This is a genomic window from Nocardiopsis sp. iso_238 (assembly GCF_056173325.1).
Map to the genome: position 1 here is coordinate 5,421,304 of NZ_CM149668.1, position 17,503 is coordinate 5,438,806.

Annotated in this window: 20 protein-coding genes; 2 read left to right on the forward strand and 18 right to left on the reverse strand. The window is 70.3% G+C overall.

All coding sequences use genetic code 11. The features are described 5' to 3' along the window. Positions 1 to 5: 5 nt before the first annotated feature. The 3 genes from AC0VYL_RS24345 to AC0VYL_RS24355 form a co-directional block, all read right to left on the reverse strand. Positions 6 to 1,100, reverse strand: coding sequence for a DUF6716 putative glycosyltransferase (locus AC0VYL_RS24345; protein ID WP_475456296.1), 1,095 nt, complete (start codon positions 1,098 to 1,100; stop codon positions 6 to 8). A 130-nt stretch (positions 1,101 to 1,230) separates the two neighbouring features. Beyond that, complete coding sequence (locus AC0VYL_RS24350; protein WP_475456298.1) at positions 1,231 to 1,995, reverse strand: crotonase/enoyl-CoA hydratase family protein; 765 nt, start codon at positions 1,993 to 1,995, stop codon at positions 1,231 to 1,233. Positions 1,996 to 2,004: 9 nt separating this feature from the next. After that, on the reverse strand, positions 2,005 to 2,778 hold the full coding sequence (locus AC0VYL_RS24355) for an SDR family NAD(P)-dependent oxidoreductase (protein ID WP_475456300.1): 774 nt from the start codon (positions 2,776 to 2,778) through the stop codon (positions 2,005 to 2,007). A gap of 116 nt (positions 2,779 to 2,894) precedes the next feature. Between AC0VYL_RS24355 and AC0VYL_RS24360 the strand changes: the two genes are divergently transcribed. Beyond that, positions 2,895 to 3,491, forward strand: coding sequence for a Uma2 family endonuclease (locus tag AC0VYL_RS24360; RefSeq protein WP_475456302.1), 597 nt, complete (start codon positions 2,895 to 2,897; stop codon positions 3,489 to 3,491). A gap of 3 nt (positions 3,492 to 3,494) precedes the next feature. Here the strand turns inward: AC0VYL_RS24360 and AC0VYL_RS24365 are convergent, their stop codons facing one another. The 4 genes from AC0VYL_RS24365 to rplM all read right to left on the reverse strand — a co-directional run bounded on the left by AC0VYL_RS24365 (position 3,495) and on the right by rplM (position 7,173). Then, positions 3,495 to 4,523 (reverse strand): ROK family glucokinase, encoded by a 1,029-nt coding sequence (locus AC0VYL_RS24365; RefSeq protein WP_475456304.1) that lies wholly within the window; start codon positions 4,521 to 4,523, stop codon positions 3,495 to 3,497. Positions 4,524 to 4,678: 155 nt separating this feature from the next. After that, positions 4,679 to 6,016 carry a phosphoglucosamine mutase gene (glmM, locus tag AC0VYL_RS24370; RefSeq protein ID WP_475481603.1) on the reverse strand — a complete coding sequence of 446 codons (1,338 nt, stop codon included), beginning with the start codon at positions 6,014 to 6,016 and terminating at the stop codon, positions 4,679 to 4,681. Between the two features lie 160 nt (positions 6,017 to 6,176). After that, positions 6,177 to 6,686, reverse strand: coding sequence for a 30S ribosomal protein S9 (gene rpsI / locus AC0VYL_RS24375; RefSeq protein WP_017542976.1), 510 nt, complete (start codon positions 6,684 to 6,686; stop codon positions 6,177 to 6,179). Positions 6,687 to 6,723: 37 nt separating this feature from the next. After that, positions 6,724 to 7,173 (reverse strand): 50S ribosomal protein L13, encoded by a 450-nt coding sequence (gene rplM / locus AC0VYL_RS24380; RefSeq protein WP_378738514.1) that lies wholly within the window; start codon positions 7,171 to 7,173, stop codon positions 6,724 to 6,726. A 1,287-nt stretch (positions 7,174 to 8,460) separates the two neighbouring features. Between rplM and AC0VYL_RS24385 the strand changes: the two genes are divergently transcribed. Next, positions 8,461 to 9,486 (forward strand): hypothetical protein, encoded by a 1,026-nt coding sequence (locus tag AC0VYL_RS24385; protein ID WP_475481604.1) that lies wholly within the window; start codon positions 8,461 to 8,463, stop codon positions 9,484 to 9,486. Between the two features lie 118 nt (positions 9,487 to 9,604). On the opposite strand, the gene truA is transcribed toward AC0VYL_RS24385, so the two are convergent. The 11 genes from truA to secY all read right to left on the reverse strand — a co-directional run bounded on the left by truA (position 9,605) and on the right by secY (position 17,459). Then, positions 9,605 to 10,450 (reverse strand): tRNA pseudouridine(38-40) synthase TruA, encoded by an 846-nt coding sequence (gene truA / locus AC0VYL_RS24390; RefSeq protein ID WP_475481605.1) that lies wholly within the window; start codon positions 10,448 to 10,450, stop codon positions 9,605 to 9,607. 128 nt (positions 10,451 to 10,578) lie between these two features. Further along, on the reverse strand, positions 10,579 to 11,043 hold the full coding sequence (rplQ, locus tag AC0VYL_RS24395; protein WP_475456313.1) for a 50S ribosomal protein L17: 465 nt from the start codon (positions 11,041 to 11,043) through the stop codon (positions 10,579 to 10,581). 65 nt (positions 11,044 to 11,108) lie between these two features. Then, positions 11,109 to 12,131: a DNA-directed RNA polymerase subunit alpha gene (locus AC0VYL_RS24400; RefSeq protein WP_017542981.1), complete on the reverse strand. Its 1,023-nt coding sequence runs from the start codon at positions 12,129 to 12,131 to the stop codon at positions 11,109 to 11,111. Between the two features lie 181 nt (positions 12,132 to 12,312). Next, the gene (gene rpsK / locus AC0VYL_RS24405; RefSeq protein WP_017542982.1) at positions 12,313 to 12,717 is read right to left on the reverse strand and encodes a 30S ribosomal protein S11; all 405 of its coding nucleotides are present in this window, start codon (positions 12,715 to 12,717) and stop codon (positions 12,313 to 12,315) included. A gap of 69 nt (positions 12,718 to 12,786) precedes the next feature. After that, on the reverse strand, positions 12,787 to 13,167 hold the full coding sequence (rpsM, locus tag AC0VYL_RS24410; protein WP_017542983.1) for a 30S ribosomal protein S13: 381 nt from the start codon (positions 13,165 to 13,167) through the stop codon (positions 12,787 to 12,789). 218 nt (positions 13,168 to 13,385) lie between these two features. After that, complete coding sequence (gene rpmJ, locus AC0VYL_RS24415) at positions 13,386 to 13,499, reverse strand: 50S ribosomal protein L36 (protein WP_082206327.1); 114 nt, start codon at positions 13,497 to 13,499, stop codon at positions 13,386 to 13,388. A gap of 53 nt (positions 13,500 to 13,552) precedes the next feature. Further along, positions 13,553 to 13,774 (reverse strand): translation initiation factor IF-1, encoded by a 222-nt coding sequence (gene infA, locus AC0VYL_RS24420; RefSeq protein ID WP_017578623.1) that lies wholly within the window; start codon positions 13,772 to 13,774, stop codon positions 13,553 to 13,555. A gap of 353 nt (positions 13,775 to 14,127) precedes the next feature. Next, positions 14,128 to 14,574 (reverse strand): DUF1707 domain-containing protein, encoded by a 447-nt coding sequence (locus AC0VYL_RS24425; protein WP_475456316.1) that lies wholly within the window; start codon positions 14,572 to 14,574, stop codon positions 14,128 to 14,130. A 90-nt stretch (positions 14,575 to 14,664) separates the two neighbouring features. Beyond that, positions 14,665 to 15,486, reverse strand: a complete 822-nt coding sequence (map, locus tag AC0VYL_RS24430) for a type I methionyl aminopeptidase (RefSeq protein ID WP_475481606.1) — start codon at positions 15,484 to 15,486, stop codon at positions 14,665 to 14,667. Beyond that, complete coding sequence (locus AC0VYL_RS24435) at positions 15,486 to 16,145, reverse strand: adenylate kinase (RefSeq protein WP_475456320.1); 660 nt, start codon at positions 16,143 to 16,145, stop codon at positions 15,486 to 15,488. The genes map and AC0VYL_RS24435 overlap by 1 nt, the downstream gene beginning before the upstream one ends. Continuing rightward, the gene (secY, locus tag AC0VYL_RS24440; protein ID WP_475456322.1) at positions 16,146 to 17,459 is read right to left on the reverse strand and encodes a preprotein translocase subunit SecY; all 1,314 of its coding nucleotides are present in this window, start codon (positions 17,457 to 17,459) and stop codon (positions 16,146 to 16,148) included. It abuts the gene before it with no gap. Positions 17,460 to 17,503 lie beyond the last annotated feature (44 nt).

Consider the following 17,503-nt stretch of genomic DNA (forward strand, 5'->3'; position numbering starts at 1 on the left):
GGGCCTCACCCCAGCTCGCCCCGGAGCCTGCGCCCGTGCAGGACGCGCAGGCGGTCCACCCAGTCGTCGTGCTCGGGCGCGTGGAAGTGGTTCTGCTCTCCCCACTCCCGGCTGGGCCGCCGGAACCGGGTGGCGCGCACGTCCGCGAGGGTGCCGAGCAGGCCGCTGCCCTCGAAGACCGCGTTGCCCTGCTCCGGGCCGACCCCGAAGTCGGTGAGGACGAGGGTGGGCACCCGGTGCGCGACGGCCTCCACCACCGCCGCCGAACCGACCGCCGCCAGGCCGCGCGCCCGGTCCAGCTGGTCGGACAGGCGCCCGGAGCGGAAGACCAGCGTGTGGTCCTCGGCCAGGTCGGCGCGGACCAGTGAGCGCCAGGACTCCACGAACGGGTGGCGCTCCCCCCGCTCACGTCCCAGGTGGACGACGACCTCCAGGTCGGGTCGGCCCTCCGCCAGCTCCGTGAGGGCCAGCAGGACGCCCCGGCGCCCGCGTTCGGTGTCCGGCGCCCCTGGGTGGGCCGCGTACACGATCCGGTCACGCCGGGCGCCCTCCGTCCGCCGTCCGAACGGCAGGCTGCCCAGCCCCACCTCCCCCCGGACGCCGAGCCCCTCGCCCAGGGCGGCGTACTCAGCGACCTCGCGGCGGCTGTGCGCCACGAGCAGGTCGACCCTGGAGCGGTGCAGCCACTCCCCCTCGGTGGCGGGCAGCGAGAGCGGCGGAAGCGCGGACACCACCACGGGCCGGTACCGGCGCACCACGGACCTCAGGGAGCAGGACAGCGTCTCCACCAGCGGGCCGGAGCAGTTGAGCAGCACGACGTCGGGGCGGTGGCGCCGGACCAGGGAGCGGACCTGGCGCGCGGTGAGCACCGGCACCCGCAGACCGGCCTGGCGGCTGCCCTCGGTCTCGTCGCGGATCCGGGCCGGGGAGGGGGTCCGGTCGGTGCGGGCGACCGCCAGTCCGACGGTGGTCCCGGCACCGGAGAGCCGGTCGAGCATGGTGACGGTGAGCCCGACCCGCTCCGACGAGTCGGCCACCGCCAGGATCGTGGGCGCCCCGACCCGGGTAGCGGGGCGGCTCCCAGTGGGAATGAGGGTCACGAAGCCGTCTCCTTGGCGTTCGGAATGGAGATCCCAGGCTACACACGGAGCGTGACCACTCGGGAACGCATGGTTCGGAGAACACGAACGGCGGCCGCCCCCTCGGGGACGGCCGCCGGGCAGGTGAGCGCTACTCGCCCTTCCAGACGGGGGCGCGCTTCTCGGAGAAGGCGATCGCCCCCTCCATGGCGTCCTGACTGACGAACACGGGGCCCGCCAGCTCGTTCTGCCGGTCCCACATCTGGTCCGAGGACCAGTCGTCCGAGGCCTGGATGATCTCCTTGGAGACCTTCAGGGCCAGCGGGCCGTTGGGGGTGATCCGGGCGGCCAGGGCCCGGGCGCCCTCCAGGGCGCCGCCGCTCTCGGTGACCTGGTTGACCAGACCGAGCTCGGCCAGGCGCCCCGCGCCGACGAAGTCGCCGGTCAGGGCGAACTCCATCGCGATGTTGCGGGGGATGCGGTGCTGGAGCCGCAGGAGGCCGCCGGCCCCGGCGACCAGGCCGCGCTTCACCTCGGGGATCCCGAACTTGGCGTCGTCCGCCGCGACGACCAGGTCGCAGGCGAGCACCGCCTCGAACCCGCCCGCGAGGGCGTACCCCTCGACCGCCGCGATCAGCGGCTTCTTCGGGCCGCGCTCGGCGAAGCCGCCGAACCCGCGCCCCTCGACCACCGGGACCTCGCCCTTCATGAAGGCCTTGAGGTCCATCCCGGCGCAGAAGGTGCCGCCCGCGCCGGTGATGATCGCGACGTTGACGTCCTTGCGGGCGTCCACGTCGTCCAGCGCCTCAGCGATGCGCGCCGCGACCGCCGCGTTCACGGCGTTCTTCGCCTTGGGACGGTTGATGGTGATGACGGCGACGCCGTCCTCAGCCGTGTAGAGAACCTCGTCGGACACGGTGTCCTCCTACTTCGGGGGCATGCGGAGGCCGCCGTCGATCCGGACGACCTCACCGTTGACGTAACTGACCTCCAGCAGGGTCCGGGCCAGCTTGCCGAACTCCGCGGCGGTGCCCAGGCGCTTGGGGAAGGGGACCGGGGCGGCGAGGCGCTGCTTGAACTCCTCCGAACCCGGGCCGTCGCCGTAGATGGGCGTCTCCAGGATGCCGGGGGCGATGGTGTTCACGGTGACGCCGATGGCGGCGAGGTCGCGCGCCGCCGGGAGGGTCATACCGATCACGCCGCCCTTGGAGGAGGAGTAGGCGATCTGACCGATCTGGCCCTCGATGCCCGCGAGGGAGGCGGTGTTGAGGATGGAGCCGCGCTCGCCGTCCTCGTTGACCGGCTCGGTCTTGGCGATCTCGGCCGCCGACAGGCGGAGCACGTTGAAGGTGCCGATGAGGTTGACCTGGATGACCTTCTGGTAGCTGTCCAGGTCGTGGGGGTTGCCGTTCCGGTCCACCGTGCGGGTGGCCCAGCCGATCCCGGCGCAGGAGACCGCGACCCGGAAGGGCTTGCCGGTGTCGACGGCGGCCTGCACCGCGGCCTTGACCTGGTCCTCCTGGGAGACGTCGGTGGAGACGAAGACGCCACCGATCTCCTTGGCGACCGCCTCGCCGCGTTCGGCGTTGAGGTCGGCGACGACGACGGTGGCTCCGGCGGAGGCGAGTTCCTTGGCGGTGGCCTCACCGAGGCCACTGGCGCCGCCCGAGACGAGGGCGGAGATTCCGTTGAGATCCATGGCCGCACTCTACAGAGAATGTGACCCGCGCACTAGAACCGGGTTCGGTTAATCGCGGGTAACGCCCTGACCAGCGACACTGAGAGGGACTTCAGGATTCAACCGAGGAGGATTCGATGGCCGAGCCGCCCCCCGAACGGTTTCTCACACCCCCCGGAGGCTGGACCGCCGACGGCATGGACGACCTTCCGCCGGGGGCACCCCGAGTGGAACTCGTCGACGGAGCGCTCGTCCCGCTCTCCCCTCAGACCCGGTTCCACTCACACGTGCGGACGAGGCTGGCGAACGAGATCCAACGAGCCGCGTCTGGGAACGTCGACGTCGTGGTCGGGATGACAATGAAGCTGGGCAGGTACCAGCGGCCCGAGCCCGACATCCTCGTCTACGAGTTCGCGGAGGGGAGGGACGACCACCTCGACTGGTACGAGGCCACCCACGTCCCGCCCGAGGACGTGCTCATCGCGATCGAGATCGTCTCCCCGGAGTCCCGGGAGCGGGACCGCACCACCAAACCGATGAAGTACGCGGCCGCCGGGATCCCGCACTTCTGGCGGATCGAACCCGAGGAGACGGGACCCGCGATCCACGTGTACGAACTCGACGGCACCGCCTCGCCCCGGTACGTCCCGACCACCGTCGCCCGGGAACGACTCAAGCTGGACGTGCCCTTCCCCATCGACGTCGACGTGAGGGCGCTGACCCCTCGGCGCTGACACTCACCACCGGGCCCTGCCCAGACGCTGCTGGCGGCGGCGCCCGCGCCCCCTCGGCAGGGCCTCGCGCGCGAGGTCGGCTGCGCCCACCAGGCCCGCCTCGTTGCCCAGGGCGGCGGCGACCACACGGGCCTCCGGCCGGTAGCCGCGCCCGGTCAGACTCCTCGCGAACGCGTTCCGCGCCGGGCCGAGCAGCGGCTCGCCCACCTCGGACACACCCCCGCCGATCACGAACAGCTCCGGGTCGAAGGCCGCCGCCAGGTTGGCCAACCCCACACCGAGCCACCCGCCCGCCTCCTCCAGGAGCTCACGGCAGGCACGGTCCCCCTTCCGGGCGAGCTCGCTCACCAGCGGCCCCGTGATCAGCGCCGGGTCCCCGCCCACGGCCTGCCAGAGCACCTCCGCCACAGGGGACTCCGCCGTCACCAGCTCGCGGGCCTCACGGGTGAGCGCGTTGCCGCTCGCGTACTGCTCCCAGCAACCCCGGTTCCCGCACTCGCAGCGGTGCCCGCCCGGCACCACCGTCATGTGACCGAACTCGCCCGCCAACCCGTAGCGCCCGCGTCTGAGCTCACCGCCCAGGACGATCGCGCCGCCGATCCCCGTGCCCAGGTTCACCACCACGACGTCGTCCACACCCCGTGCGGCACCCGCCCGCACCTCGGCCCAGGCGGAGGCGTTCGCGTCGTTCTCCACCACCACGGGCAGCCCCAGACGCACGGACAGGGCGTCCCTGAGCGGTTCCTCACGCCAGGACAGGTGCGGGGCGAACAGCACCCGGGAACGGCGCTCGTCGACGAACCCGGCCGCGCCGACGCCCACGGCCCGCACCCGGTACTCGCGGCGCAGCTCGGACACGACCGACACGATCGTGTCCTCCACCACCGTGGCGCTCCTGCTCCGCGCCGGGGTCTCCGTGCGCAGCCGCGCCAGCACCCGGCCGCCGGGCGTGACCACCCCTGCGGCGACCTTGGTCCCCCCGATGTCCACACCGACGGTGAGGGAGTGCCCGTACCGCGCGTCCGTCATCATGCCCGCTCCGCTCCACCCGCCGGGGACCAGGCGATCCCCGTCCGACCCTAGGGAGCGGCCCGTCCGGGGCCGCCCCACCACACCGCACACACACGAAAACGCGCACCCGGGCCGCGATGTGCCCGGATGCGCGCTGGAATCGTGGGAGGAACGCCCTACCCGAGGGCGGTGCGCACCACTCCGGCCAGACGCTCGGCCACGGCCGTGGCCTGCTCCAGCTCGGGGGCCTCCACCATCACGCGGACCTTCGGCTCGGTCCCGCTCGGGCGGATCAGCACTCGGCCGGTCTCGCCCAGCTCCGCCTCGGCCTCGCGGACGGCGGCGGCCAGCTCCTCGGACTCCGCGGCCCGGGACCGGTCCACGTCGGGGACGTTGATGAGTACCTGCGGCAGGCGGGTCATCACCTTGGCCAGCTCGGCCAGGCCCTGTCCACGGTGCGCCATCGCCGCCAGCAGGTGCAGGCCGGTCAGCAGACCGTCGCCGGTGGTGGCGTGGTCGAGCAGGATCACGTGGCCGGACTGCTCGCCGCCCAGACCGAACCCGCCGCGCTTCATCTCCTCCAGCACGTAGCGGTCACCGACCGCGGTCTCCACCACGGTGACGCCCTCGCGCGCCATCGCCAGCTTCAGACCGAGGTTGGACATGACCGTCACCACGAGGGTGTCCCGCTCCAGACGCCCGGCGTCCTTGGCCTCGGTGGCCAGGATCGCCAGGATCTGGTCGCCGTCCACCACGTTGCCCTCGGCGTCCACCGCCAGGCAGCGGTCGGCGTCGCCGTCGTTGGCGATACCCGCGTCGGCGCCGTGCAGCCGCACCGCCTCCTGGAGGGCCGCCAGGCTGGTGGACCCGCACCCCTGGTTGATGTTGTGACCGTCGGGCCGGTCACCGATCGCGATGACCTCCGCACCCGCCCGGCGCAGCGCCTCGGGGGCGACCGCGCTGGCCGCTCCGTGCGCGCAGTCCATGACGACCTTGAGCCCGTTCAGGGCGTGCGGGAGCGAGTCCAGCACGTGCCGGGTGTACCGCTCGGCACCGTCGTGGGACTCCGTGACACGGCCCACCGCGTCGCCCACGGCGGGGGGCGAGGGGACGCCGAGCATGCCCTCGATCTCCTCCTCCAGGGCGTCCTCCAGCTTCTGGCCGCCCCGGGCGAAGAACTTGATCCCGTTGTCCGGCGCCGGGTTGTGGCTGGCCGAGAGCATCACGCCGAAGTCGGCGCCCAGGGCTCCTGTGAGGTACGCCACGGCCGGGGTGGGCAGCACGCCGACCTTCACGACGTCCACACCGGTGCTGGCCAGACCCGCGACGACCGCGGCCTCCAGGAACTCACCGGACGCGCGGGGGTCGCGGCCGACCACCGCGAGCGGTCGACGCTCCCCCTCGGTGCGGGCCAGGACCCGCGCCGCCGCGATGGACAGTTCCAGGGTGAGCGAAGCGGTCAGGTCGCGTCCCGCGAGACCGCGTACACCGTCGGTTCCGAACAGCCGAGCCACAGGCGACAGCCCCTTTCGAAAGCGGCGCCGGAGTGGGCGCCGGTGAAGTTCAGCGTGGCGGTGAAAGCCACCGGAAAAACCAAAAGCCCGTACGCCGTCCCCGACAGAGGGAACGACGTACGGGCGAAAGCTCAGCCGAGCAGGAGCCGGCGCATGAGCATTAGCGCTTGGAGAACTGCGGAGCCTTGCGCGCCTTCTTGAGACCGGCCTTCTTCCGCTCGACCTCACGGTCGTCACGGGTGAGGAAGCCGGCCTTCTTCAGGGTCGGACGGTTGTTCTCGGCGTCCAGGGTCGCCAGCGCACGGGCGATGCCGTGACGCAGGGCGCCGGCCTGGCCGCTGGTGCCGCCGCCGTCAAGACGGGCGAAGACGTCGTAGGCGCCGTCGAACCCGAGGGAGACGAAGGGGTCCTTGACCGTCTGCTGGTGGACCTTGTCCGGGAAGTAGACATCAAGCGGCTTGCCGTTGATCTTCCACTCGCCCGAACCGGGGGCGATGCGGACGCGGGCGACGGCCTGCTTACGACGACCGGTGCCGGCGCTGGGGCCGGACGCGGTGGGGACGTAGGCGGCGGTCGTCTCGTCCGACTCGCTCGTGTACTCGGAGGGGAACTCCTCCGGGTTCTCGGCGATTTCCTGCTCGACGTCTTCGATGCCGGTGGGCTCGACCACGGTTATCCTCGTGCTTCCTGTAAAAGTCTGCGAACGCCTAGGCGGGCTGCTCGATCTTCTTGATTTCGAACGGAACCGGCTGCTGGGCCTGGTGCGGGTGCTCCGCACCGGCGTACACCTTGAGCTTCTTGCCCATCTGACGGCCGAGGGAGCCCTTGGGGAGCATGCCCTTGACGGCCTTCTCGATGGCCCGCTCGGGGTTCTTCTCCAGCAGGTCGGCGTACGCGATCGAACGCAGACCGCCGGGGTAACCGGAGTGCCGGTAGGCGCGCTTCTGGTCCAGCTTCTTGCCGGTCAGGGCGACCTTCTCGGCGTTCACGACGATGACGAAGTCGCCGGTGTCGATGTGGGGCGCGTAGTAGGGCTTGTGCTTGCCCCGAAGCAGCGTGGCGACCTGGCTCGCCATACGCCCGAGCACGAGATCGGTAGCGTCGACAACGTGCCACTGACGCTGGACATCGCTTGGTTTGGGGCTGTATGTGCGCACGATCGTTCGCCTTCGCTCTTCAGTCGGCTGCCCCATCCCGAACGGGATGGTGGACTCGTATTACGGAACACCCCTACGGGTGCGGGGCCGGGAACAGCCGCCGCGGGTGCGGGGCTGTTACTTGGCCGGATGTCCCATGTCCAATCAGGACGACCCGGTCGTGAGTGCGCAGACGATGGTGCGTGGATCGGCACCCAGCTTCGGGAGTTTGGGGCCCACGGCAACTCAACGCACAACGACGAAATATCCTACCTGTCCACCCTAACGCAGGTCAAAGCGAGCGTCGGGCCGACCGGTGGGATACGTCTGGCGGGAAAGCGCCGGGACGGGTTCACATCCGTGACCTCTCCGCCTTTTATTATGCCTGTCGCCGGGAGTGCTTCGTCCTGCTCTCGCCCGCGCGTTGGTTACCCTTGCACCAAAAGGCCGGTATCCGCCCGGTACCACGGGCGGTGAACCGCACCTTGGAGACGCCCGTCACGATCGCCGAACGTCCGCTGAAGCAGTACGGAAGCCACAGCGCGGACACAGGCCACGGGCCCGGCGAACCGCGGCCCAGTCCCACTCTCAGAGCCTTCGGAGACTCCCATCAGTACCCATCCGAACCCGCCTCAGTACGGCCCAGACGGACGACCTCTCCAGCCGGAGGCCGGCGACGGTCGGGACCTGCTCGGTGCGCCCTCCCAGCCTGAGGGCCAGCATTCCACATCCGGGCCGCAGTTCCCTCCGCACGCGGGACCCTCGGGTCCGCAGTTCCCACCGCACGCGGGGCCCTCCGGCCCGCAGCCGCCGCAGCCCGCTCCTGGCCTCCCTCCGCACGGCCAGTTCCCCCAGCCGCCCCAGGGCGGCACCGGCCCGCAGGGCGTTCCCGGTGCCCACAGCGGCCCCCAGCTTCCGCCGCACGCGGGTCTGAGCGGCCCGCAGGCGCCGCCGTACCCGGGCGGTCCGCAGCAGGGCGGCCCGCGCCCTGGCGGCCCCGGCGTCCCCACGGGCGGCCACCCCGGAATGGGACATCTCACTCAGAGCGGCCCGAACGTCCCCCCCGGCGGCCCCCCCGGCGGCCCCCAGGGCGGCCCCCAGGGCGGCCCGCAGGGCCCCGGACGCCCGGCCACCGGACCGCAGGCTCCCGGCCACCCCCACCCCGGTCAGCCGCTGCCCCCCGGCGCACCGCACCCCGGGCAGGGCGCCCCGGTGCCGCCGTACGCGCAGGGCCGTCCGCCACAGCCTCCTCCCGGCCAGCCCGGCCAGCCCGGCCCGCCTCCCGGTCCGCCCGGAGGCCCCCAGGCGATGCCCACCGGCGGCCAGCAGTCGATGCGCGGGCCGATCCCGCCCCCGCCCAACTCCCTTCCGCCAGGCGGTCCCGGCGGTCCCGGCGGTCCCGGTATGCCCCCGCACGGCGCGCCCGCCGGGGCCCGCCCGCCGTCGTACCCCGTCCAGCCGCCCGAGCCGCCCAGACCCGCCGAGGACCCCGTCTTCCCGGCCGACGCCATGGGCGCGACCCAGAACCTGCGCGCGGTCCCGGCCGCCCCCGCCGCGGGCGCCCGCCCCCTGTACCGGGACGAGGTGCCCGAGGACGCCGGTGCGGACACCGCCCAGTTCGACGTCCAGAGCGTGCGGGACGACTACGACGACTACGACGATTACGAGGACTACGACGACCGGCCCGCGCGGAAGCGTCCCCGCAGCCAGCTCGTCCTCATGGGCGCGGGCTTCGTCGCCCTGCTCGCGATCGCGGGCGGCGGCGCCTTCTACTTCGGGTCCGGATCCGGCGGCGGCGCCGCGGTCTCCGACGAGGACGCCGACTCCGGGGCCCTCACCCCCGACGGCCTCTTCCCCGAGGAGATCGAGATCGAGGGCCAGGGCACGTTCAGCCGCGTGGCCGTGGACGACAGCGAGGACTGCGCCTCAGGCACCCACGGCGACTACGGCCAGGTCCTCAGCGACAACGACTGCCGTCAGCTGGTCCGCGCCTCCTACCTGAGCGAGGACCAGAACCACGCGGTCACGGTGGGGATCGCCGCCCTGCCGAGCGACTCCGAGGCCGAGACCGCGCTGGCCGCCCAGGACCTGGTCGGCGCCGCCTGGTTCGCCGGTCTGCCCGGTGAGGAGGGCACCCCGGCCGAACGCCTCGGCTACTCGGGCGGCCACGGCAGCAGCGGCCAGTGGGGCCGCTACCTCCTCTTCTCCCTGTCCGCCAACAGTGACGGCAGCGACGAGGGCACCGAGGACGGCGCCGACGCCACCGAGCTGCGCGACATCGGTGAGGGGTTCATCGAGAGCGCCCACACGGCCCTGGCCGACGACCGCGCCTGACGCACGGGAGGGCGCCACCCGGTTGTCCACAGACCGTGGACCGGGGTGGCGCCCTCCCGCGTCTCCAGCTCGACCAGTGGGGCCACGGGGCCGTCCCAGGGCCGCCTCCCCGTGGCGCCTACTCCGCGTGCCCCTTGCAGGGCAGCTCGCGCACGCGCCGGGTGAGGCTCGCCCTCCCGGCCAGCTCCTCGTCGGCCGGGTAGCGCACCTCCTCCAGGCTCAGGCCCTGCGGACCCACCACGTGCACCGAGGAGTCGCGCACAGCCGCGCCCAGCACCCGGCCGGGCCACTCGACCCCCTGCCGCCCGTCCCCCACCGCCAGGAGCGCCCCCACGAGGGCGCGCACCATGTTGTGGCAGAACGCGTCGGCCTGGATCGTCCCCGCGATCAGGTGCCGCTCCTCCCGCACCCACTCCAGGCGCAGCAGCTCACGGATGGTCGTGGCCCCCTCGCGCCTCTTACAGAAGGCGGCGAAGTCGTGCTCACCCACCAGCAGCGCGGCGGCCTCGTTCATCCGGTCGACGTCCACCGGGTGCCGGTGCCACAGCACGTCCCGGCGGCGCAGCGGATCCACCCCGTACGGGGCGTCGCTGATCCGGTACACGTACCGGCGGAACAGGGGGGAGAAGCGCGCGTCGAACCCCGGCGGCGCGACCCGGACGGCGTTCACCCGCACGTCCCGGGGCAACACGCCGGCGAGCCTGCGCAGCACCCGCTCCCCCTCGCTCTCCCAGGTCGCGAGCGGCACGTCCACCTGCGCCACCTGGCCCCGCGCGTGCACCCCGGCGTCGGTGCGCCCCGCGCACGTCACCGAGGCCGACGGCAGCCGGAGCACCTTCGCCAGCGCGGACTCCAGCTCACCCTGGACGGTGCGCCGGGTCGGCTGGACCGCCCACCCGGAGAAGTCGGTGCCGTCGTAGGCGATGTCCAGTCGCAGCCGGACGGTCGTTTCGTTCTCGTCCATCCCCACCCCGCATCCGGACGCGTCCCACGGGACACGCCCCCGTGAAAAGAAGAAGTGCCCGACCCCCGCGAGGGTCGGGCACTCGACGAGCCTGGCGCGCGGGCCCTGGGGCCCGGCGCACGTCGGCCCTACTTGCTCTCGGAGCTCTCCTCGGTGGCCTCGGGGGCCTCCGTGGTGGTCTCCTCGGCCGTGGCGGTCTCCTCGACGGGAGCGGCGGCCGGAGCGGCGGGCGCGTTCAGCGCCTCGACCAGCTCGATGATGGCCATCGGGGCGTTGTCGCCCTTCCGCGGACCGATCTTGGTGATACGGGTGTAACCACCGGGGCGGTTCTCGAAGCGCGGACCGATCTCGGTGAAGAGCTCGTGCACCACGGACTTGTCCGTGATCTTGGTCAGCACCTGACGACGGGCGTGCAGGTCACCGCGCTTGCCGAGCGTGATGAGCTTCTCGGCGTACGGACGCAGGCGCTTGGCCTTGGCCTCCGTGGTGCGGATACGGCCGTGCTGGAACAGCGAGGTGGCGAGGTTCGCCAGGATGTGCCGCTCGTGAGCGGGCCCGGAACCCAGACGGGCGCCCTTGGTAGGCGTGGGCATGGTGTCGTTCTCCTAGTGATGCGGTCCACGGCCGCACTCGGCCGGGGACCTTGGGGCGACGAAGGTTAGTACTGCTCCGTCTCGACGAAGGACTCACCCTCGTCGTCCTCGGAGCCGTAGGAGTCGGCCGCGGTGCTGGGGTCGAATCCGGGCGGGGAGTCCTTCAGGGACAGGCCCATGTCGATGAGCTTCTGCTTGACCTCATCGATGGACTTGGCACCGAAGTTACGGATGTCCAACAGGTCCTGCTCGGAGCGGGCAACCAGCTCACCAACGCTGTGGATGCCCTCACGCTTGAGGCAGTTGTAGGACCGGACCGTGAGGTTGAGGTCCTCGATCGGCAGCGCCAGGTCCGCCGCGAGCGCGGCGTCCGTGGGCGACGGGCCCATGTCGATGCCCTCGGCGTCGACGTTGAGCTCACGCGCCAGACCGAACAGCTCGACCAGGGTCTTGCCCGCGCTGGCCACGGCGTCACGGGGACGGATGGCCGGCTTGGTCTCGATGTCGACGATCAGGCGGTCGAAGTCGGTGCGCTGCTCGACTCGGGTGGCCTCGACCTTGTAGGTCACGCGCAGCACCGGCGAGTAGATGGAGTCGATCGGGATCCGACCGATCTCCTGGCCCTGCTGCTTGTTCTGCGTCGCAGAGACGTAACCGCGGCCGCGCTCGACCGTCAGCTCCATCTCCAGCTTGCCCTTGCCGTTCAGCGTGGCGATGTGCAGGTCGGGGTTGTGCACCTCGACACCGGCCGGCGGAGCGATGTCCGCGGCGGTCACCACACCGGGGCCCTGCTTGCGCAGGTACATCAGCACCGGCTCGTCGTGCTCGGAGCTGACGACCAGACCCTTGAGGTTGAGGATCATCTCGGTGACGTCCTCCTTGACCCCGGGCACGGTGGTGAACTCGTGCTCGACGCCCTCGATGCGGATGCTGGTGACAGCGGCACCGGGGATGGAGGACAGCAGCGTGCGCCGGAGAGAGTTACCGATCGTGTAGCCGAAACCCGGCTCCAGCGGCTCGATGACAAACCTCGAACGCAGGTCCGAGACGACTTCCTCGGTGAGCGTGGGACGCTGTGCGATCAACATGGTCCGTGACTTCCCTTCCACATGGCCGCCCGCTATTTGACGGCCACCGGACGGACACCACCGGAGTGGTGGTGTCCCCTGTTCGGATTCCTACCCGGTCCGCCCCGTCTCCGCACGGGAGACGGTGGCGGACCGCACCACGGGGTGCCCGCGCGGTAGGAGGCGCGGGCACCGGTGCCAATCAGACGCGGCGGCGCTTCGGCGGACGGCAGCCGTTGTGCGGAACCGGGGTGACGTCCTGGATGGAGCCGACCTCGAGACCGGTCGCCTGAAGCGAACGGATGGCGGTCTCCCGGCCGGAGCCCGGACCCTTCACGAAGACGTCGACCTTGCGGACACCGTGCTCCTGGGCGCGGCGGGCCGCGGCCTCGGCGGCCATCTGCGCGGCGTAGGGGGTGGACTTACGCGACCCCTTGAAGCCGACCTGACCCGAGCTGGCCCAGGCGATCACCGCACCGGTGGGGTCGGTGATGCTCACGATCGTGTTGTTGAACGTGCTCTTGATGTGAGCGTGCCCGTGGGCAATGTTCTTCTTTTCCTTGCGGCGCACCTTGCGCGCGGCACCCTGACGGCCCTTAGGCGGCATGAGCGAAACTCCCAGAGATCATCGGTCCGTGTGTATCTTCTCGGACGCGGTCGAAAGGTCCGAGGCGGACTACTTCTTGCCGGCCTTCTTCTTGCCGGCCACGGTCTTCTTCTTGCCCTTGCGGGTACGGGCGTTGGTCTGCGTGCGCTGACCGCGGACCGGAAGGCCACGACGGTGGCGAATGCCCTGGTAGCTGCCGATCTCCATCTTGCGACGGATGTCGGCCTGGACCTCGCGACGCAGGTCACCCTCGACCTGGTAGTTGGCGTCGATCCACTCGCGCAGCTTGACCAGGTCCTCTTCGGACAGCTGGTAGACGCGGGTGTTCCCGTCGACACCGGTGTTCTTCAGGGTTTCGAGGGCGCGGGTACGGCCAACCCCGAAGACGTAAGTAAGAGCGATCTCCACCCGCTTGTCGCGGGGGAGGTCAACGCCGGCAATACGTGCCATGTGGGCGAGACTCCATCCATGCATATGCGGAGGTCTGACCCGTTCCATCCTCTCGTCGCCCAATCGACGAGGCCCCGGCCTCCGACCGGGGGTTCTCCCCCGCGCGTCCTCGACGGCGGGAGATCGGAACAGGTTTTCGTTGTTTCACTGCCCGGCGGGGGGATCCTCCCCCTACCGGGTCCTCGCTGTGCGGAAGCCGCGGCGAGCGGACCGGGGTGTTAGCCCTGGCGCTGCTTGTGACGCGGGTCCGAGCAAATGACCATGATCCGACGGTTACGACGGATCACGCGGCACTTCGCGCAGATCTTCTTCACGCTCGGCTTGACCTTCATGGTGACTCCGAACTCATCACATCACCAGTCTTGGGCCGTCGGCCCCTGACGGGCTACTTGTAGCGGTAAACGATGCGCCCGCGCGTGAGGTCGTACGGGCTCAGCTCCACGACGACGCGGTCGTCGGGGAGAATACGGATGTAGTTCATCCGCATCTTGCCGCTGATGTGGGCAAGGACCGTGTGCTTGTTGTCGAGCTCTACCTTGAACATAGCGTTGGGTAGCGACTCGACAACGGAACCCTCGATCTCGATGGCGCCGTCTTTCTTCGCCATGTCCTCCACGCCTCGCTCATCAATTGGTTGATCATGACAACCCGACGCGACCCCAGTGGGCCTCGCATGACACGAGAGCCCGGACGACCGGGGGGATCCCTGGTCGCCAGAGCCTGAACACACTGGAAGCTCGGGCCAACTGCGAGAGAGCGTACGTCGAGTGGAATGACGTGGCACAAAGAAGGCAGACTGACCCAACAGCCCGCGTATGGGCAGTGACAGTCTATCCCCTTCGGGCAAGTACTCCTAACCGAAGGGCACAGAACCCTACACCGTACGTCCCCTGGGGCGAACCGGCGCGCGGGCCGCCCTGTTCCCCGCCCCGAGGCACCGCTCAGGGGAGCCGGCGGAGGCTAGTCCTCGCCCTGCCCTCGCTGGGCGGCGAGCACCCCGAAGGTCACGACGGACATCATGATCCCCCACGGGCCCAGGACCCACAGGAACCACGGGTAGCTGGCCCCGGTCGTGAAGAACAGGATCAGCCAGATGAAGAAGCAGAGGACGTTCACTCCGCCGTAGAGGACCCACGGCACCATCAGGGCGGGGTCCCTCAGCCGCAGGGGCGGGGCCGCCGCGGCGTCGGCCAGCGGAACCCGGCCGACGTCGGCGAGGTCGCGCTCGGGGAGGTCACGGGTGACCAGGGCCAGCTCGTCCACGGTCCGGGACCGGTACGCCTGGCTGAGGCGTTCGGTGAACTCCTCGTGGTCCAGACGCCCCTGGGCGAAGTGCTCCTGGAGGAGCCCCGCCACGCGGTCGCGTTCGGAGTCGGACGATCGCATCGACGGCACCGGGTCGGACACAGCGCGTACCTCGCCTCTCACCCGTGGGGGTGGTCGCCACCCCCGCCGCTCCGGCTGGTCGCCGGAGTGGTCCGGGGGGTGGGCCCGCCGTCACCAGGTCGGCTGGACGAGCCCCATCTGGGTGATTTTATCGCGGTTCGACTCACGCGCGGTCAGCACCATCGGGCCGTCCGCCGTGATCGCCACGGTGTGCTCGAAGTGGGCGGCGCGGCCACCGTCACGGGTGACGACCGTCCAGCCGTCGTCCAGCTCCACCACGTCGTGCCTGCCGAGCGTGGTCATCGGCTCGATCGCCAGGCACATGCCCTCGACCAGCTTCTGACCGCGGCCCTTCTTGCCGTAGTTGAGCACGTGCGGGTCCATGTGCATCTCGGTGCCGATGCCGTGGCCGCCGTACTCGCGCACGTTGCCGTAGCCGCCGTTGGCCGAGATGTGGCCGCCGATCGCGAAGCCGATGTCACCCAGGCGCCTGCCCGGACGCATCTGCGCGATCCCCAGCCACATGGACTCCTCGCACACCTCCATCATGGCGAAGTCCTCGGGCCGGGCGTCCCCGACCGCGATGGTCACCGCGGAGTCGCCGTGCCAGCCGTCGAGGATGGCACCGCAGTCGATGGAGATGATGTCCCCGTCCGCCAGGACGCGCTCGGCGGTCGGGATGCCGTGCACGACCTCCTCGTTCACCGAGGCGCAGATCGAACCGGGGAAGCCGTGGTAGCCCTTGAAGGACGGAACGGCCCCGGCGCCCCGGATGACCTTCTCGGCCACCGAGTCGAGTTCGAGGGTGGACACCCCGGGCCGCACCGCGGCCCGGAGGGTGTCCAGGGCGCGGGCCACGACCTGGCCCGCCGCCCTCATCTTGGCGATCTGTTCCGGCGTCTTGATCTGCACGCCCGAGTCCCTCGGAGACATCAGACCGCCGACCGCTTCTCCTCGATGGCGGCCTTCGCGCGGGCCGTCACCTCCGCCACGGGGCCCGTGGCGGCGATGGTGGCCAGCAGGCCCTCACCGGTGTAGAACTCGACCAGCGGAGCCGTCTGCTCGCGGTAGACCTTCAGGCGATGCCTGATGGTCTCCTCACGGTCGTCCTCGCGCTGGTACAGCGCCGCACCCTCGTTGTCGCACTTGCCCTCGACCTTCGGGGCGTCGTACTCCACGTGGTACACGCGGCCGCACTCGGGGCAGGAACGACGACCCGAGAGGCGCTTGACGACCTCCTCCTCGTCGACCCGCAGCTCCAGGACGACGTCCAGGTGGGTCCCGAGGTCCGCGAGCATGCCCCGGAGCGTCTCGGCCTGGGGGACGTTGCGGGGGAACCCGTCGAGCAGGAACCCGCCCGCCGCGTCGTCCTGGGCCAGCCGGTCCTTGACCATGGCGTTCGTGACCTCGTCGGGGACGAGGTCGCCGCGGTCCATGAACTCCTTGGCCTTCTTGCCGAGTTCGGTACCACCGCTGACGTTGGCCCGGAAGATGTCACCGGTGGACACCTTCGGGATCGACAGCTCTTCCGCGAGGATCTGGGCCTGGGTGCCCTTGCCGGCCCCAGGCGGCCCCACCAATACTGCACGCATTTATCGCAGAAAACCTTCGTAGTTCCTCTGCTGGAGGTGACTCTCGATCTGCTTCACCGTGTCCAGCCCGACACCCACCATGATCAGGATGCTCGTCCCGCCGAAGGGGAAGTTCATGTCGGCACCGGTGGCGCCGAGAGCGACCATGGGCAGGAGAGCGATCACACCCAGGTACAGCGAGCCGGGGGTCGTCAGACGAGTCAGGACGTAGTCCAGGTACTCGGCGGTCGGACGCCCCGGACGGATACCCGGGATGAACCCACCGTACTTCTTCATGTTGTCCGCGACTTCAGTGGGGTTGAACGTAATCGCCACGTAGAAGAACGCGAAGCCGACGATCATGACGAAGAACGTCACCATGTAGACGGGGTGAGTGCCCGTGAGGAAGTAGGTCTGGAAGAACTGCGCCACCGGGTGGGTGGAGTCCTGTCCGATCAGACCGACGACCAGCTGGGGGAGGTAGAGCAGGGAGGAGGCGAAGATCACGGGGATGATGCCCGCCTGGTTGACCTTCAGGGGGATGTAGGTCGAGCTGCCGCCGTACATACGACGACCCACCATGCGCTTCGCGTACTGCACCGGGATACGGCGCTGCGCCTGCTCCATGAACACCACGGCGGTGATCAGGGCCAGACCGGCGAGGCAGATGATGATGAAGATCCAGACCGACCGCTCCTCGTAGAGGCCCATGATCGAGGAGGGGAACATCGCGATGACCTGGGTGAAGATCAGCAGCGACATACCGTTGCCGACACCGCGCTCGGTGATCAGCTCACCCATCCACATGATGATCGCGGTACCCGCGGTCATCACGAAGACGATCGTCACCATGGTGAGGATGTCCTGGTTGGGCATGTAGACCGACGGGTCGATCGAGTTCTGGAAGAGGGCGCCGGTGCGGGCCATGGCCACGATGGAGGTGGCCTGGAGCACGGCGAGCATGAGGGTCAGATAGCGGGTGTACTGCGTGATCTTGCTCTGTCCGGCCTGGCCCTCCTTCTTGAGGGCCTCCAGACGGGGGATCACGACAGTGAGCAGGTTGATGATGATGCTCGCGGTGATGTACGGCATGACCCCGAGCGCGAACACCGCCAGCTGAAGCAGGGCGCCGCCACTGAACAGGTTCACCAACGCGTAGACACCGGACTGGTCCTGCGCGGTGATGAAGTCCATCTGGTCCCGGATCGCCGCCGAGTCGATGCCCGGAGCGGGAATCACCGAACCCAGCCGGAAGATCGTCAGGATGAACAGTGTGAACAGCAGCTTATTGCGCAGGTCGGGCGTGCGGAATGCACGAACGAACGCACCTAGCACGTCTCCTCCTGCGCGGCTTCGGCGGCGGAACGGGTTCCAGACAT

Excerpts from the sequence above, each read along its gene's own strand:
- truA (WP_475481605.1), bottom strand. The coding sequence starts at position 10,450 with ATGGACGAGAACGAAACGACCGTCCGGCTGCGACTGGACATCGCCTAC.
- AC0VYL_RS24435 (WP_475456320.1), bottom strand. The coding sequence starts at position 16,145 with ATGCGTGCAGTATTGGTGGGGCCGCCTGGGGCCGGCAAGGGCACCCAG.
- AC0VYL_RS24400 (WP_017542981.1), bottom strand. The coding sequence starts at position 12,131 with ATGTTGATCGCACAGCGTCCCACGCTCACCGAGGAAGTCGTCTCGGAC.
- infA (WP_017578623.1), bottom strand. The coding sequence starts at position 13,774 with ATGGCGAAGAAAGACGGCGCCATCGAGATCGAGGGTTCCGTTGTCGAG.
- AC0VYL_RS24355 (WP_475456300.1), bottom strand. The coding sequence starts at position 2,778 with ATGGATCTCAACGGAATCTCCGCCCTCGTCTCGGGCGGCGCCAGTGGC.
- rpsK (WP_017542982.1), bottom strand. The coding sequence starts at position 12,717 with ATGCCGCCTAAGGGCCGTCAGGGTGCCGCGCGCAAGGTGCGCCGCAAG.
- rpsM (WP_017542983.1), bottom strand. The coding sequence starts at position 13,167 with ATGGCACGTATTGCCGGCGTTGACCTCCCCCGCGACAAGCGGGTGGAG.
- AC0VYL_RS24385 (WP_475481604.1), top strand. The coding sequence starts at position 8,461 with ATGCCCACCGGCGGCCAGCAGTCGATGCGCGGGCCGATCCCGCCCCCG.
- rplQ (WP_475456313.1), bottom strand. The coding sequence starts at position 11,043 with ATGCCCACGCCTACCAAGGGCGCCCGTCTGGGTTCCGGGCCCGCTCAC.
- rpmJ (WP_082206327.1), bottom strand. The coding sequence starts at position 13,499 with ATGAAGGTCAAGCCGAGCGTGAAGAAGATCTGCGCGAAGTGCCGCGTG.
- AC0VYL_RS24360 (WP_475456302.1), top strand. The coding sequence starts at position 2,895 with ATGGCCGAGCCGCCCCCCGAACGGTTTCTCACACCCCCCGGAGGCTGG.
- AC0VYL_RS24365 (WP_475456304.1), bottom strand. The coding sequence starts at position 4,523 with ATGATGACGGACGCGCGGTACGGGCACTCCCTCACCGTCGGTGTGGAC.
- map (WP_475481606.1), bottom strand. The coding sequence starts at position 15,486 with ATGTCTCCGAGGGACTCGGGCGTGCAGATCAAGACGCCGGAACAGATC.